The sequence below is a fragment of the Streptomyces sp. NPDC048415 genome (assembly GCF_040651675.1).
Lineage (GTDB): Bacteria > Actinomycetota > Actinomycetes > Streptomycetales > Streptomycetaceae > Streptomyces.
On the sequence record NZ_JBEZKJ010000025.1, the window covers coordinates 71,054 to 84,994 of the forward strand.

A 13,941-nucleotide genomic window follows, 5' to 3' on the forward strand; every position below is an offset into this window, starting at 1 on the left:
TCGGCGTCTTCGGCGCGCGACCGGGCTGAGCGACGACCTCCCGAGTCCCTTGAGTGCCCTGAGATCCTGGTCACACCGGGCGTTGTCTTCCTGTGCGAGGCGGTCGCCGACAAGCTCCGATACGTGGACTCGGAGTGGGGCGGTGCACCCCCGGCCCAGCGGCGGGCGGTACCGCCGCCCGACGGAACACCGCGACCGGGACTGTCAGTGGCGGCCGATAAAGTCCCTGGCATGGCACGGATTGTGGTGATCGGCGCCGGGATGGGCGCGATGGCGGCCGCCGCCCGGCTGGCCGTCGCGGGCCACCGGGTGGTGGTGTACGAGCGCGCGGCGACGTACGGCGGTGCGGTGCGCCGTTTCGAGCGCGACGGCTTCGCGTTCGACACGGGCCCGGGCCTGCTGCCGCTGCCCGCGGTCTACCGCGATCTGTTCGTCAAGACCGGCAAGCAGCCGCTGGAGGAATGCGTCGAGCTGGTCCAGGTCGACCCATCGGCACGGCACGTCTTCCCGGACGGCACGCAGGTGTCCCTGCCGAACGCCTCACGGGCGGGCGTCGTCACCGCGCTGGACGAAGCGCTCGGGGCGGGTGCGGGCGCGCGCTGGGGTGACTTCCTGGTGCGGGCCCGCGAGGCGTGGGACCGCACGCGCCGGCCGCTCCTGGAGGAGCCGCTGTGGCCCAACTGGTCGGTGCTCGCCGAGCGCGAGCCCTACCCTTCGGTGCCGCACAAGAAGCTGCTGCGCACCCGCCGGGCCGCCACCCTCGCCGAGGTCGCCGCCTGGGAACTGCGCGAGCCACGCCTCGGGGCCCTCCTGGAGAGCCACGCTCTCGCGTACGGGCTCGACCCGCGCGTCACCCCCGCGAGCGCGGCCGTGCTGCCCTACATGGAGCACGCCTTCGGCACCTGGTGTGTGCGAGGCGGAATACGGGAGTTGGCGCGTGCGGTGTACGAGCGGTGTGTCGCCCGAAGGGTCGAGTTCGTCTTCGGCGCCGAGGTCGCCGGGATCGTGGAGAAGGACGGGCGGGCGGCGGGCGTCGAGTTGTCCGACGGCACGGTGGCGGACGCCGACTTCGTGGTCGCGGGTGTCGCGCCCGGCGTGCTGGACGGCCTCGTCCCTGGGACGGCGCCACGGGGTGACGGTGGGGTCTCGCCGCAGCGCGGGGCGCCGAGCCGGCTGACCGTGCTGCTGGCGCTGCGCGGTGGGCGGCCCGAGGGGGTGGCGCATCGGACGGTGGTGCACACGGTCGACCGCGACGACGAGCTGGACCGGCTCTTCGGTGAGCGCCCGGGGCTTCCGGTCGCGCCCACGGTCGTCGTCTCGCGCCCCGACGACCCCGCGCTGGTCCCGGACGAGGAGCACGAGGCGGCCACGCTGACCGTCACCGTACCGGCGGGCAGTCCGGCGTCCGCGCAGGACGTGGAGCGGGTCCTCGGCGTCGCCGAGCGCGCCGTGCCGGGCCTGCCCGACCGTCTCCTGTGGCACCAGGTCCGCACCCCGGACGACATCGCGGAGGTGACCGGAGCTGCGGGCGGCGCGGTTCCCGCCCCCGCGCTCGCGGCGGCGGACGGCCGACTGCTGCACCCGTCGAACAGCACCCGCATACCGGGTCTGTTCACGGTCGGCGGCTGGACCCACCCCGGCGGCGGACTCCCGCACGCGGGCATGTCGGGCGCCCTTGTGGCCGGACTGATCGTGGAGGGGCCGGAGTTCCGGGGCTCGCAGTGAGCACACCGGTGGACTGAAAGAGGGCCCGAGGAAATCCCGGCCGCGAAGCGTCAGTACCGGTACTGCTCGTCGTACCCGTTGCCGGTGCCGTTGCCCTGGTACGGATACGGCTGCTCGGGCGGGAGTTCGCCGCCGTACGGGTCGTCGGTGCCGCGCTGCTGCGGCACCCAGACACCGGCGGCCGGGGTCTCTCCGCCGTAGCCGCCGGTGGCGTACTGGTCCTGGCCGTAGCCCTGCTGCTGCGTGTACTGCTGGTCGCCGCCGTACGTGGTGTCGTACGAGGCACCCTGGTACGTCTGCGTCCCGACGTACGGGTCGGAGTAGGCGGCGTACTGCTGCTGGCCGTTGTCGTAGGCGTACTGCTGCTGGTCGTAGCCGGAGTAGCCGTCGTACGCGTACGCCTGCTGGTCCTGGGACTGGGCGGCCGTCGCGTACGCCTGCTGGTCCTGGGACTGGGCGGCGTAGGACTGGTCGGTCGCGTACGCCGTGTCGCTGTATATGCCGTACGAGCCGGTGTCGTCGGGCAGCGGCTGCGGCTCGTACACGGCGGTGGTCTCGGCGGCCGCGGGCTCGCCGGATCCCGGTGGCATGAACCGGTCGGACTGCGCGGGCGAGAAGACGTCGTCATCGCCGGCGTACTGGTCGTCGTCCGGAAGGGACGCGCCGTCGGTGGCCTCGAGGTCGGAGACCTCCAGCGTCGGGTCCTGGTGGTCCGGCTCGCCGCGGCGGCGCTTGCTGGGCTTGCCGGGCTTGCTCGACGCGGAGCGGCCGTTGATGGCCCAGCCCTGCGCGAAGCCTTGGCGGAAGGAGAGCGTGACGTAGGTCTGGCCGACCGCGAAGGCGGCGGCGCCCAGGCCGATGACCACCACGGAGGGCATCAGCACGCCGAGGACCACACCGAGGAAGCCGACGAAGGCGAGCAGCCGGTAGCGCAGCCGCGCCTTGTACTGCAGCAGGACCTCGCCGAGCAGCCACAACGCGACGACGCCGAACGCGATATAGAGGACCGTCCAGCCCATGTACGCCCCTCTCCCAGTGGCCGCTACGCAGTGTGTCGTACGCGGGTGCGACCGGTCTAGGCCCGCTGTGGGTGGTGCAGGCCCAGATTCTCGTAGATTTCCAGCGTCGCCGTGGAGTTGTTCAGCGTAATGAAGTGCAATCCGGGGACTCCCTCGGCCAGCAGCCTCGCGCAGAACTCCGTGGCGAACTCAATGCCAATGGAGCGTACAGCCGCCGGATCGTCTTTGGCTGTGAGGATCCGCTCTTTGAGGGCGTCCGGGAAGGAGGCGTTGCTGAGCTTGGGGAGCCGTTCCAGCATCTTCACGCTCGTCACCGGCATGACCTCGGGGATGACCGGCGTCGCACAGTCCGCCGCCGCGACGCGATCGCGCAGCCGCAGATACGACTCCGGCTGGAAGAACATCTGGGTGATCGCGTAGTCGGCGCCCGCGCGGCACTTGTCGACGAAGTGCGCGACGTCCAGGTCCCACTCGGTGGAGCGCGGATGCATCTCCGGGAAGGCCGCGACGCCGACGCAGAAGTCGCCGGACTCCTTGATGAGACGGACCAGCTCGGCCGCGTAGGTCAGACCCGTCGGGTGCGGCACCCACTCGCCCATGGGGTCGCCGGGCGGGTCGCCGCGGACCGCGAGCATGTTGCGGATCCCGGCGTCCGCGTACTGACCGATGATGTTGCGCAGTTCCGCGATCGAGTGGTTGACCGCGGTGAGGTGGGCGACCGGGGTGAGCGTCGTGTCGGCGACGATCTGCTCGGTCTCCTTGACGGTGCCGGCGCGCGTCGAGCCGCCCGCGCCGTAGGTCACGGAGACGAAGTCGGGCGCGACGGCCTCGACCCGGCGCAGCGCGTTCCACAGGTTCCGCTCGCCCTTGGGGGTTTTCGGCGCGGAGAACTCGAACGAGTACGTCTTCTTGCCGGTCGCGAGCATGTCGCGCACGGTGCGTGCGCGATCAGTCCTGGTGGAAGCAGATCCGAGGGCCATACCCGCAGGTTAGCCAGGGGGCGCCGGTCCCCCAACCGAAGCGAGGGGAATTGTCCGATTTGCCGACTTCTTGTCCACCCCTCGGACAGTCACCGCGCGCCTACGCGCCGCGCAGCCGCTTCGCGAAGTCCGCCGCCGCGGCTCCCGGGTCCTCCGCCTCCGTGATCGCCCGTACGACGACAACCCGCCGGGCGCCCGCCTCCAGCACCTCGTCGAGGTTGCCCAGGTCGATGCCGCCGATGGCGAACCAGGGACGGGCGGTGCCCAGCGCCGCCGTGTAACGGACCAGGTCCAGGCCGGGCGCGTGGCGGCCGGGCTTGGTGGGGGTGGGCCAGCAGGGACCGGTGCAGAAGTAGTCCACGTCCTGCTGCACGGCGGCGGCCGCGACCTCGGACTCGGCGTGCGTGGAGCGGCCTATCAGGATGTCGTCGCCGAGTATGGCGCGGGCCGCGGGGACGGGGAGGTCGCCTTGGCCCAGGTGCAGTACGTGGGCCTGGATGGCGTGAGCGACATCGGCCCGGTCATTGACCGCGAGGAGCTTGCCGTAGCGGGCGCAGGCGTCCGCGAAGACCTGGAGGTGCTCCAGCTCCTCCGCCGCCTCCATGCCCTTGTCGCGCAGCTGCACGATGTCGACGCCGCTCTCCAGGACCACGTCGAGGAACTCCTCGAGGTCGCCCTGGCGTCTGCGGGCGTCCGTGCACAGGTAGACGCGGGCGTCGGCGAGCTGGGCGCGGACGGTGGTGGCGGCGTTCTCGGGCATGCGTATGTCCCCCGTTGTCGGTGCGTACGGACCAGGGCGGCCGGGGTGGCCCGGCGAACCGTGGTCCGTACGCCGGACGGTCTTGGTTCAGGTCAGACGGCGAGCGCCTGGGCGCGGCGCTTCACCTCCGTGCCGCGATTCTCGCTCAGAGCCTGCGCGGGGGTGCCGGGCAGGGTCGGGTCGGGGGTGAAGAGCCACTCGAGCATCTCTTCGTCGGTGAAGCCGTCGTCCCGCAGGAGCGTCAGGGTGCCGGACAGGCCCTTGACGACCTTCTGCTCGTTCCCGTCGATGAAGGCGGCGGGGACGTGCAGCGCGCGGTTCTCACCACGGCGTACGGCGATCAGCTGGCCCTCCTTGACCAACTGCCGGACGCGGGTCACCTCGACGCCGAGCTGTTCGGCGATGTCGGGGAGGGTGAGCCAGGCGGGGACGAGAGCATCGATCTTTGCGTCAATCTCGGTCACGGGACAAGCCTGCCATCCCGGACTGACAGTCGGAAGCCAAGGGCGTCCGACCTGGGGTGACGGATGACGCCTTTGGCCGCCTTATGAGGGACTTCGCCGTGATCGCCGTGTCACGGACTTCGCCGTGATCGCCGTGTCACGGACTTCGCCGTGATCGCCGTGTGACGGACTATGCCGTGGCCGCCTAGTGACGGATTACGCCGTGGCCGCCGTGTGATGGACTGTGCCGTGACCGCCTTGTGACGGATTACGCCGTGGCCGCCTTGAGAGGCCTCGCCGGATCCGACAACAGCTCCGGATCCATCAGGGCGCCCGACTCGATGAGCCTGCGACCCTGGGCGAGGTCCCTCGGGCGGCCCACCGCCAGGAGGGCGACCAGGCGTCCGGAACGGAGCCAGCAGACCGTCCAGGCGACTCCCGTGGGGTCGCCGCGCCACACCGTCGTGTCGGCGGGCGCGTGGTGGCCGACGTACTGGACGAAACGGCCGAACTGTTCGGACCAGAAGTACGGGACCGGGTCGTACGCCGCCGGGGATTCGCCGATGATGTTCGCCGCGACCGTGCGCGGGCCCTGGAGGGCGTTGTCCCAGTGGTGGACCAGGAGACGGCCCTCGTACCTTCCCGAAGGGAAGGAGGCGCAGTCGCCGACCGCGTAGACATCCGGTACCGAGGTGCGCAGATGGTCGTCGGCCAGGACCTCGCGATGGGCACCGAGCTCGATGCCGGAGCCGGCGAGCCAGGCGGTGGCCGGACGCGCGCCGATGCCGACGACCACGGCGCCCGCGGGCACCCGGGAGCCGTCGTCCAGCACCACCGCGCCGGGCTCGACGCGCTCCACGCGCGCGTGCGTACGCAGTGTGGCCCCGCTGTCCGCGTACCAGGCCGCCATCGGCGCGGCCACCTCGGCGGGCAACGCCCCCGCGAGCGGCCGGTCGGCGGCCTCGACGACGGTCACCGCGCACCCCGCCTCGCGCGCCGCCGTGGCGAACTCGGCGCCGATCCAGCCCGCCCCGACGACCACGATGTCGTGCTGCTGGGCGAGGACGGGACGCAGCCGCTCGGCGTCGTCGAGGGTGCGCAGCAGATGGACCCCGGGCACGCCCTCCGCGCCCGGCAGCCGGATCGGTTCCGCTCCGGTCGCGACGACCAGGACGTCGTACGGCACGGGTCCGGTGGCCGTGTCCAGTTCGTGGTCGCCGGGGCGCAGGCCGAGCGCCTCGCGCCCGAGCTGCAGTTCGATGTCCAGCGCCTCGAAGTCGACGTCGAAGGCGGAGCCCTCGGCCTTGCCGAGCAGGACGGCCTTGGACAGCGGCGGCCGGTCGTACGGCTGGTGCGGCTCCGCACCGATCAGTGTCACGGTGCCGGTGAAGCCCTGTTCGCGCAGCGCGACCGCGCTCTGCACCCCGGCCATCCCCGCGCCCACGATCACGACCCGCCGTGCCGTACGCCCCTGCGACTGCGCCTGCGTCTGCTCGCTCACCTGATCACCATAGACACCTGACAATTTGTCAGTCAGCGGCCGGGCTCAGTGAGCTGTTCCACACTTCTCGCGGAGCTGCTCCACCACGCTCGTCCCACTCCCCGCCTGCGACTCCCATTCCCAGGTCTCCTCCAGACGCACGCGTCCGTCGGGCAGCTCCACCACGAGGGACGCGCAGCGCCCCGACGAGGTGCTGCCGTCGCGCTTCAGCTGCACGTACCGGAAGTCGAGGCGGTCGCCTTCACGGGTACCCACGAGGTGCCCGCGTACGACGTCGCCGCCCGTGTACTCGGCCCAGATCTCGCCGTCCTTCTCGTGGTACGAGAACCGGGTGCGGGTGCCCACCTGACCCGGCGCCTGGTCGGCGACCGGGGCGAGCACGAGGCCGTCGAGCGAACGGGCCATGGACGGAGGCTCCCTTACTGGGAAAGGTGGCGGCGGGCTAGGGTGGTCACCGTAAAGCACTCGCGGGAGCCCGGACGCACCGGGCTGAGAGGGAGGCTGGGACGGCCTCCGACCGTACGAACCTGATCCGGGTCATGCCGGCGAAGGGAGGGGCTGGACGCCCATGTCGCGTACATCAGATGTCCTTGTCATCGGGGGCGGCATCATCGGCCTTGTCACGGCCTGGCGGGCCGCGCAACGCGGGTTCGCCACCGCCGTCGTCGACCCCGAACCCGGCGGCGGAGCGGCCCAGGTGGCCGCCGGAATGCTCGCCGCCGTCACCGAACTGCACTACGGCGAGCAGACCCTGCTGGGCCTCAATCTCGCCTCCGCGCGCCGCTATCCGGACTTCGCCGCCGAGCTCACCCAGGCGAGCGGCCAGGACCTCGGCTACCGACAGTGCGGCACGCTGGCCGTCGCGCTGGACGCCGACGACCGCGCCCATCTGCGGGAACTGCACGCACTGCAACGCCGGTCGGGGCTCGACTCGGAGTGGCTGAGCGGTCGCGAGTGCCGCCGTCTTGAGCCGATGCTCGCGCCCGGCGTACGCGGAGGTCTGCGCGTCGACGGCGATCACCAGGTCGATCCGCGCCGCCTCGCGCGGGCCCTGGTCACGGCGTGTGAGCGGGCCGGTGTGGTGTTCCACCGGGCGTGGGCGGAGCGTTTGAGCGTCGTACGGGACCGGGCCGCCGGAGCGGTCACCACCGATGGCACCGAGCTCGCCGGCGGCCAGATCGTGCTGGCGGGGGGCAGCCTCAGCGGGCGTCTGGCGGGCGTCCCCGACGACGTCCTGCCGCCCGTGCGTCCCGTGAAGGGGCAGGTACTGCGCCTGACCGTGCCGAAGCGGTACGCGCCCTTCCTGAGCCGCACGGTACGTGCCGTCGTGCGCGGCAGCCAGGTCTACCTGGTGCCGCGCGAGAGCGGCGAACTCGTCGTGGGCGCCACCAGCGAGGAGCTGGGCTGGGACACGACAGTGACCGCCGGCGGCGTGTACGAACTGCTGCGCGACGCCCATGAGCTGGTGCCCGGGATCACCGAGCTGCCACTCACGGAGACGCGCGCCGGACTGCGCCCTGCCTCGCCCGACAACGCGCCGCTGCTCGGCCCGACCGAACTGGACGGGCTCCTGCTGGCCACCGGGCACTACCGCAACGGCGTACTGCTCACCCCCATCACCGGTGACGCGATGGCGCACGTCCTGACCACCGGCGAACTCCCCGACGTGGCCCGCCCCTTCACACCCGGGCGCTTCGGCGCCGCCGCCCTCACGGAGCAGCCCGCATGAACATCTTCGTCAACGGAGAGCGACAGCGCATCGACACGGGGACCGCTCTCGACACGCTCGTCGCCACCCTCACCCCCGCGCCGTCCGGGGTGGCCGCCGCGCTCAACGAAACCGTCGTCCCGCGCGCGCAGTGGTCGTCGACAGCCCTCTCCGAGGGAGACCGCATCGAAGTCCTCACCGCCGTCCAAGGAGGCTGAGCCATGGCCGACGATCCCTTCGTCCTCGCTGGTACGTCCTTCTCGTCCCGTCTGATCATGGGTACCGGCGGTGCGCCCAGCCTTGACGTCCTGGAGCGCTCACTCGTGGCGTCCGGCACGGAGCTGACGACGGTCGCGATGCGGCGCGTAAACGCTTGCGTCCACGGTTCGGTGCTGTCGGTGCTCGACAAGCTCGGCATCCGCGTCCTGCCCAACACGGCGGGCTGTTTCACCGCGGGCGAGGCCGTGCTGACCGCTCGTCTCGCGCGCGAAGCGCTCGGCAGCGACCTGGTCAAGCTGGAGGTCATCGCCGACGAGCGCACGCTGCTGCCCGATCCGATCGAGCTGCTCGACGCCGCGGAGACGCTGGTCGACGACGGGTTCACCGTGCTGCCGTACACGAACGATGATCCTGTGCTCGCGCGGAAGCTGGAGGATGTCGGCTGCGCCGCCATCATGCCGCTCGGGTCGCCGATCGGGTCCGGGCTCGGCATCCGCAATCCGCACAACTTCCAGCTGATCGTGGAGCACGCGCGCGTGCCGGTGATTCTGGACGCGGGAGCCGGTACCGCGTCCGACGCGGCGCTCGCGATGGAGCTGGGGTGTGCGGGGGTGATGCTCGCCTCGGCCGTGACGCGCGCCCAGGAGCCGGTGCTCATGGCAGAGGGCATGCGGCACGCCGTCGAGGCCGGCCGGCTCGCCTACCGGGCGGGGCGTATCCCCCGACGGCACTTCGCCGAGGCGTCGTCTCCTGTGGAGGGGCTGGCGCGGTTGGATCCCGAGAGGCCCGCCTTCTAGGTGCCCGGCGCTGCGCTGGGTTCGGGCCCGCCCGCGCACCGCCCGTTTCCAGTCGTCTGGGGAGTGCGCGGGCCTTCCGCGGGGGTTCTTGCCGTTGGCGGGCGCTGCATTCGTCGCGGCTGTGTCGCGGGCTGCCCGCTCGCTGCCTGCGATGTGCGTCACAGGTCGGCTGCAGTCCCGCTCCGGTATCGGCTGAACGGGGCGCGTGACAGTGGCGGCTCGTACACTCACCTGCGTGGATACGACCCTTCAGGACCCGCTTGTCGGGCAGGTGCTCGACGGCCGCTATCGCGTTGACGCACGGATAGCGGTCGGCGGGATGGCCACGGTCTACAGGGCCCTGGACACCCGCCTCGACCGCGTGCTCGCGCTCAAGGTGATGCACCCGACGCTGGCCGCCGACGGCTCGTTCGTCGAGCGGTTCATCCGCGAGGCCAAGTCGGTGGCACGGCTCGCCCACCCCAATGTGGTGCAGGTCTTCGACCAGGGGGCGGACGGGTCGTACGTCTACCTGGCCATGGAGTACGTCGCCGGGTGCACCCTGCGCGACGTACTGCGCGAGCGCGGCGCCCTGCAGCCGCGGGCCGCGCTCGACATCCTCGAGCCGGTGCTCGCCGCGCTCGGCGCCGCGCACCGGGCCGGGTTCGTGCACCGCGACATGAAGCCGGAGAACGTCCTCATAGGGGATGACGGACGGGTCAAGGTGGCCGACTTCGGTCTCGTACGGGCCGTGGACACGGTGACGAACACGACCGGGGCCGTCCTCGGCACCGTGTCCTACCTCGCCCCCGAGCAGATCGAGCACGGCACCGCCGACACCCGCGTCGACGTCTACGCCTGCGGGGTCGTCCTCTACGAGATGCTGACCGGCGCCAAGCCGCACTCCGGGGACTCCCCCGCTCAGGTGCTCTACCAGCACCTTCACACGGACGTACAGCCGCCGTCGGCCACCGTGCCAGGGCTGCCGTACGGGCTCGACGAGCTGGTCGGCACGGCGACCGCCCGCAATCCCGAGGTGCGCCCGCACGACGCGGTGGCGCTGCTCGGTCGGGTACTGGAGGCGCGGGCCGGGCTGACGGCCGAGCAGCTCGACGCGGTACCGCCGGGGGCTCTGTCCGTCGGCCGCGACATCGGCGAGGACCGTACGAGTGTGATCCCGCACTCATTGTCCGTGCCTCGGTTGCTGCCCGTGAACGACGACGAGGACGGCGCACTCGATCGGACCAGTCGGTTCGAGCGGACCGGTCAGTTCGAGCAGACCAGTCAGTTCGCGTCCGCGCCGGCCGCTCCCTCGCGGCGCGCCGCGCGCCCGCGGCGCGGGATGCTCGCGATCGTCGCCGCCATCGTGCTGGTGCTGGGGCTCGGCGCCGGCGTCTGGTACATCAACTCCGGACAGTTCACCAAGGTCCCGCCGATCCTGTCGAAGACGGAGAAGCAGGCCGAGGACCAGTTGGCAAAGGCCGGTCTCGACGTCAAGCAGGTCAAGCACGCGTACAGCGACACCGTGAAGCGGGGCAGCGTCATCAGCGCCGACCCAGAGGTCGGCGCCCGGATTCGCGACAACGCCTCCGTGACGCTGACGGTCTCCAACGGACCGGAGACGGTGAAGGTGCCCGACCTGAAGGGCTTCGCGCTGTTCAAGGCGAAGGAAGTGCTGAAGGGCGACGGACTGGCCGCGGGCATGGTCACCCGGGCGTTCAGCGAGGACGTCCCCAAGGGGTTCGTGATCAGCACGGAACCGGGCGCGGGCACCGAGCGGCACGCCGGATCGGCGATCGCGATCACTGTCAGCAAGGGCAGTCCGGTGGAGGTGCCCGAGGTCACGGGCACGTCCGTCGAGGACGCCAGGGCGGAGCTGGAGGACTCGGGGCTGAAGGTGAAGATCGCCACCGCGAGGGTCAATTCGGAGTTCGACAAGGGCCAGGTCGCCGAGCAGTCGCCGGGCGCGGGCCGCGAGGCCGCCTCGGGCGACACGGTGACGCTGACGATCTCCAAGGGCCCCGAGATGGTCGAGGTCCCGGACGTCGTGGGCGACAGTGTGGACGACGCGAAGCAGGCGCTGGAGGACGCCGGGTTCAAGGTCGAGGAGGACCGCGGGCTTCTCGGTCTCTTCGGGGACAACGTCAAGAGTCAGTCGGTGGACGGCGGTGAGACGGCGCCCAAGGGCTCGACGATCACCATCGAGATCCGCTGAGACAGAGGTCTTCACGGCCGCGAGATCCGCACGCCTGTGCGGGCTTCACCGCTGTGAGATCCGCACGACCGCGAGGCACGCACGCACCACCGCGAGACCCACGCGGCCATAGGCTCCGCGCGGCCGCGAGACCCACGCGGCCATAGGCTCCGCGCGGCCACGAGGCACGCGCGGCCATCGGCTCCACGCGGCACGCGCGGCCATCGGCTCCACGTGGCCACGATGTCAGCGCGGCCATAGGCTCCGCGCGGCCGTGGAATCCGCACAGCCGTGGCCATGGAATCCACAGGACCGTGGAATCCACACGACCGTGCGGTCCGCACCCCCCGGAGGTCCGCCGACCGGGCACCCTGAAGCACGTGACACCCTGAACGGCGTGACCAGCAAGCAGCTCCGCAACCCCGTCGGCGGCCATGTCCCCGTGGCCGGCGGCCTCAACTCCGTCGGTCTGACCTACGCCCGCGACCTCGCGGCCGAGACCGTCCAGGTCTTCGTCGCCAACCCGCGCGGCTGGGCGACGCCCGCCGGAAACCCGAAGCAGGACGAGGAGTTCCGCGCGGCCTGCGCCGCCGAGTCGATCCCCGCGTACGTCCATGCCCCGTATCTGATCAACTTCGGCTCGCACACCGAGGCGACGGTCGAGAAGTCGGTGGAGTCGCTGCGGCACTCACTGCGGCGAGGGCGGGAGATCGGCGCCCTGGGTGTGGTCGTGCACACCGGGAGCGCCACCGGCGGCCGGGACCGGTCCGTGGCCCTCAAGCAGGTGCGCGCACACCTGCTGCCGCTGCTCGACGAGCTGACCCGCGACGACGACCCGTTCCTCCTCCTGGAGTCGACGGCCGGTCAGGGCGCCTCCCTTTGCTCGCGCACCTGGGACTTCGGCCCCTACTTCGAGGCGCTCGACGCCCACCCGAAGCTGGGCGTCTGCCTGGACACCTGCCACATCTTCGCGGCGGGCCACGACCTCACCGGACCGAGCGGCATGCACCAGACCCTCGACCTGCTGGTCGACACCGTCGGCGAGGGGCGACTCAAGCTGATCCACGCCAACGACTCCAAGGATGTGGTCGGCGCCCACAAGGACCGCCACGAGAACATTGGCTCCGGCCACATAGGCGAGGACCCGTTCCGCGCCCTGATGACCCACCCCGCCACCGACGGCGTACCCCTGATCATCGAGACCCCCGGTGGGAAGGAAGGACACGCCGCGGACGTGGAGCGCTTGAAGAAGCTCCGCGACGGCTGAGCCGTGGGGAATACCCCTGGGGGGTATATGGTTCCCGTCTGATGACAGGAACCGTTATCCGCGATGGGGGCCTCATGCAGCACGAAACGCACGCACACCGCGAGATGGACGCGCATGCGCACGCCATCGGCATGGGCAAGCCCACCTGGTCCATGGCAGCCCAGGCGACCCTGCACTGCCTCACAGGCTGCGCCATCGGCGAGGTGCTCGGCATGATCATCGGCACGGCGTTCGGCTGGGGCAACGTGCCCACGACGATCCTGGCGATCGTGCTGGCCTTCTTCTTCGGCTACTCGCTCACGCTGCGCGGGGTGCTGAAGGCCGGCGTCGACTTCCGGACGGCGTTCCAGGTGGCGCTGGCCGCCGACACCCTGTCCATCGCCGTGATGGAGCTGATCGACAACGGCGTGATCGTGCTGTGGCCGGACGCGATGGACGCGGGCCTGGCCGACGCGCTGTTCTGGTTCTCGCTGGCCGTCTCGCTCGTGATCGCCTTCGTGGTCACCACGCCGGTCAACAAGTGGACGATCGGCCGCGGCAAGGGGCACGCGGTGGTGCACCAATACCACCACTGAACCACCGAAGGACAGGATCAGAGCTCGGGGCCGTCCCCGGGCTCTTCCTGATAGGAGTAGCGCTGCTCGCGCCAGGGGTCGCCGACGTTGTGATAGCCGCGCTCTTCCCAGAAGCCGCGGCGGTCGGCGGTCATGTACTCGACGCCGCGGACCCATTTCGGGCCCTTCCAGGCGTAGAGATGGGGGACGACGAGGCGGAGCGGGAAGCCGTGTTCCGCCGTCAGCAGCTCGCCGTCCTTGTGGGTGGCGAAGATCGTGCGGTCGGAGGCGAAGTCCGAGAGGCGGAGGTTCGAGCTGAATCCGTACTCGGCCCAGACCATCACATGGGTGACGGTGGGCGCGGGCGGGGCGATCTCGAGGATCGTACGGGCGGGGATGCCGCCCCATTCGGCCCCGATCATGCTGAACTTGGTGACGCAGTGCAGATCGGACACGACCGAGGCGTACGGCAGAGCCGTGAACTCCTCGTGGGTCCAGCAGTGCTTCTCCCCGTCGGCGGTGGCGCCGAAGACCCTGAACTCCCAGCGTTCGGGGCGGAACTTGGGTACGGGCCCGTAGTGCGTGACCGGCCAGCCGCGCTGAAGTCGCTGCCCCGGCGGAAGCTCCGACTGCGCCGCTTCTCCAGATTCACGCTCCACCGGCTGACCCATGACTCCATCCTGACAGACCCGGGACAGTGCACATGACCAGCCTCGGTCAGATTCGGGCAACTCCTACTAAGCATGCACTTACTGGACGACCTTGTACGCCGGTGCAAAGATGCGGCGCAACCTG

General features: G+C 70.9%; 14 protein-coding genes and 1 riboswitch. Of the genes, 7 read left to right on the plus strand and 7 right to left on the minus strand.

What is annotated here, in order from left to right:
* The first annotated feature begins 231 nt into the window (after window positions 1–231).
* Window positions 232–1,725 carry an NAD(P)/FAD-dependent oxidoreductase gene (locus AB0D27_RS18895; RefSeq protein WP_362509590.1) on the plus strand — a complete coding sequence of 498 codons (1,494 nt, stop codon included), beginning with the start codon at window positions 232–234 and terminating at the stop codon, window positions 1,723–1,725.
* Between the two features lie 50 nt (window positions 1,726–1,775).
* On the opposite strand, the gene AB0D27_RS18900 is transcribed toward AB0D27_RS18895, so the two are convergent.
* The 6 genes from AB0D27_RS18900 to AB0D27_RS18925 all read right to left on the minus strand — a co-directional run bounded on the left by AB0D27_RS18900 (window position 1,776) and on the right by AB0D27_RS18925 (window position 6,833).
* Entirely contained in the window at window positions 1,776–2,744 is a 969-nt protein-coding gene (locus AB0D27_RS18900; RefSeq protein ID WP_362509593.1) for a hypothetical protein, read from the minus strand.
* A 56-nt stretch (window positions 2,745–2,800) separates the two neighbouring features.
* Entirely contained in the window at window positions 2,801–3,724 is a 924-nt protein-coding gene (gene metF / locus AB0D27_RS18905; RefSeq protein WP_362509596.1) for a methylenetetrahydrofolate reductase [NAD(P)H], read from the minus strand.
* A gap of 100 nt (window positions 3,725–3,824) precedes the next feature.
* Window positions 3,825–4,484 carry a thiamine phosphate synthase gene (gene thiE, locus AB0D27_RS18910; RefSeq protein WP_362509599.1) on the minus strand — a complete coding sequence of 220 codons (660 nt, stop codon included), beginning with the start codon at window positions 4,482–4,484 and terminating at the stop codon, window positions 3,825–3,827.
* A gap of 92 nt (window positions 4,485–4,576) precedes the next feature.
* Window positions 4,577–4,948, minus strand: a complete 372-nt coding sequence (locus AB0D27_RS18915) for an Rv2175c family DNA-binding protein (RefSeq protein WP_362509602.1) — start codon at window positions 4,946–4,948, stop codon at window positions 4,577–4,579.
* 247 nt (window positions 4,949–5,195) lie between these two features.
* Entirely contained in the window at window positions 5,196–6,359 is a 1,164-nt protein-coding gene (locus AB0D27_RS18920; protein ID WP_362509680.1) for an FAD-dependent oxidoreductase, read from the minus strand.
* A 114-nt stretch (window positions 6,360–6,473) separates the two neighbouring features.
* Window positions 6,474–6,833, minus strand: coding sequence for a hypothetical protein (locus AB0D27_RS18925; RefSeq protein ID WP_362509604.1), 360 nt, complete (start codon window positions 6,831–6,833; stop codon window positions 6,474–6,476).
* Window positions 6,834–6,885: 52 nt separating this feature from the next.
* Window positions 6,886–6,999, plus strand: a riboswitch (TPP riboswitch).
* On the opposite strand from AB0D27_RS18925, the gene thiO reads away from it, so the two are divergent.
* The 6 genes from thiO to AB0D27_RS18955 all read left to right on the plus strand — a co-directional run bounded on the left by thiO (window position 6,997) and on the right by AB0D27_RS18955 (window position 13,167).
* Window positions 6,997–8,157, plus strand: coding sequence for a glycine oxidase ThiO (gene thiO / locus AB0D27_RS18930; RefSeq protein WP_362509607.1), 1,161 nt, complete (start codon window positions 6,997–6,999; stop codon window positions 8,155–8,157). (Overlaps the previous riboswitch by 3 nt.)
* A complete protein-coding gene (gene thiS / locus AB0D27_RS18935; RefSeq protein ID WP_362509609.1) occupies window positions 8,154–8,354 on the plus strand; it encodes a sulfur carrier protein ThiS in 201 nt (66 codons plus the stop codon). The genes thiO and thiS overlap by 4 nt, the downstream gene beginning before the upstream one ends.
* A 3-nt stretch (window positions 8,355–8,357) precedes the next feature.
* Complete coding sequence (locus AB0D27_RS18940) at window positions 8,358–9,152, plus strand: thiazole synthase (protein ID WP_362509612.1); 795 nt, start codon at window positions 8,358–8,360, stop codon at window positions 9,150–9,152.
* Window positions 9,153–9,387: 235 nt separating this feature from the next.
* A complete protein-coding gene (gene pknB / locus AB0D27_RS18945) occupies window positions 9,388–11,346 on the plus strand; it encodes a Stk1 family PASTA domain-containing Ser/Thr kinase (protein ID WP_362509615.1) in 1,959 nt (652 codons plus the stop codon).
* Window positions 11,347–11,722: 376 nt separating this feature from the next.
* A complete protein-coding gene (locus AB0D27_RS18950; RefSeq protein WP_362509618.1) occupies window positions 11,723–12,592 on the plus strand; it encodes a deoxyribonuclease IV in 870 nt (289 codons plus the stop codon).
* Between the two features lie 104 nt (window positions 12,593–12,696).
* On the plus strand, window positions 12,697–13,167 hold the full coding sequence (locus AB0D27_RS18955) for a DUF4396 domain-containing protein (RefSeq protein WP_362509683.1): 471 nt from the start codon (window positions 12,697–12,699) through the stop codon (window positions 13,165–13,167).
* Window positions 13,168–13,184: 17 nt separating this feature from the next.
* Here the strand turns inward: AB0D27_RS18955 and AB0D27_RS18960 are convergent, their stop codons facing one another.
* Window positions 13,185–13,817 carry a sulfite oxidase-like oxidoreductase gene (locus tag AB0D27_RS18960; RefSeq protein ID WP_362509621.1) on the minus strand — a complete coding sequence of 211 codons (633 nt, stop codon included), beginning with the start codon at window positions 13,815–13,817 and terminating at the stop codon, window positions 13,185–13,187.
* Window positions 13,818–13,941 lie beyond the last annotated feature (124 nt).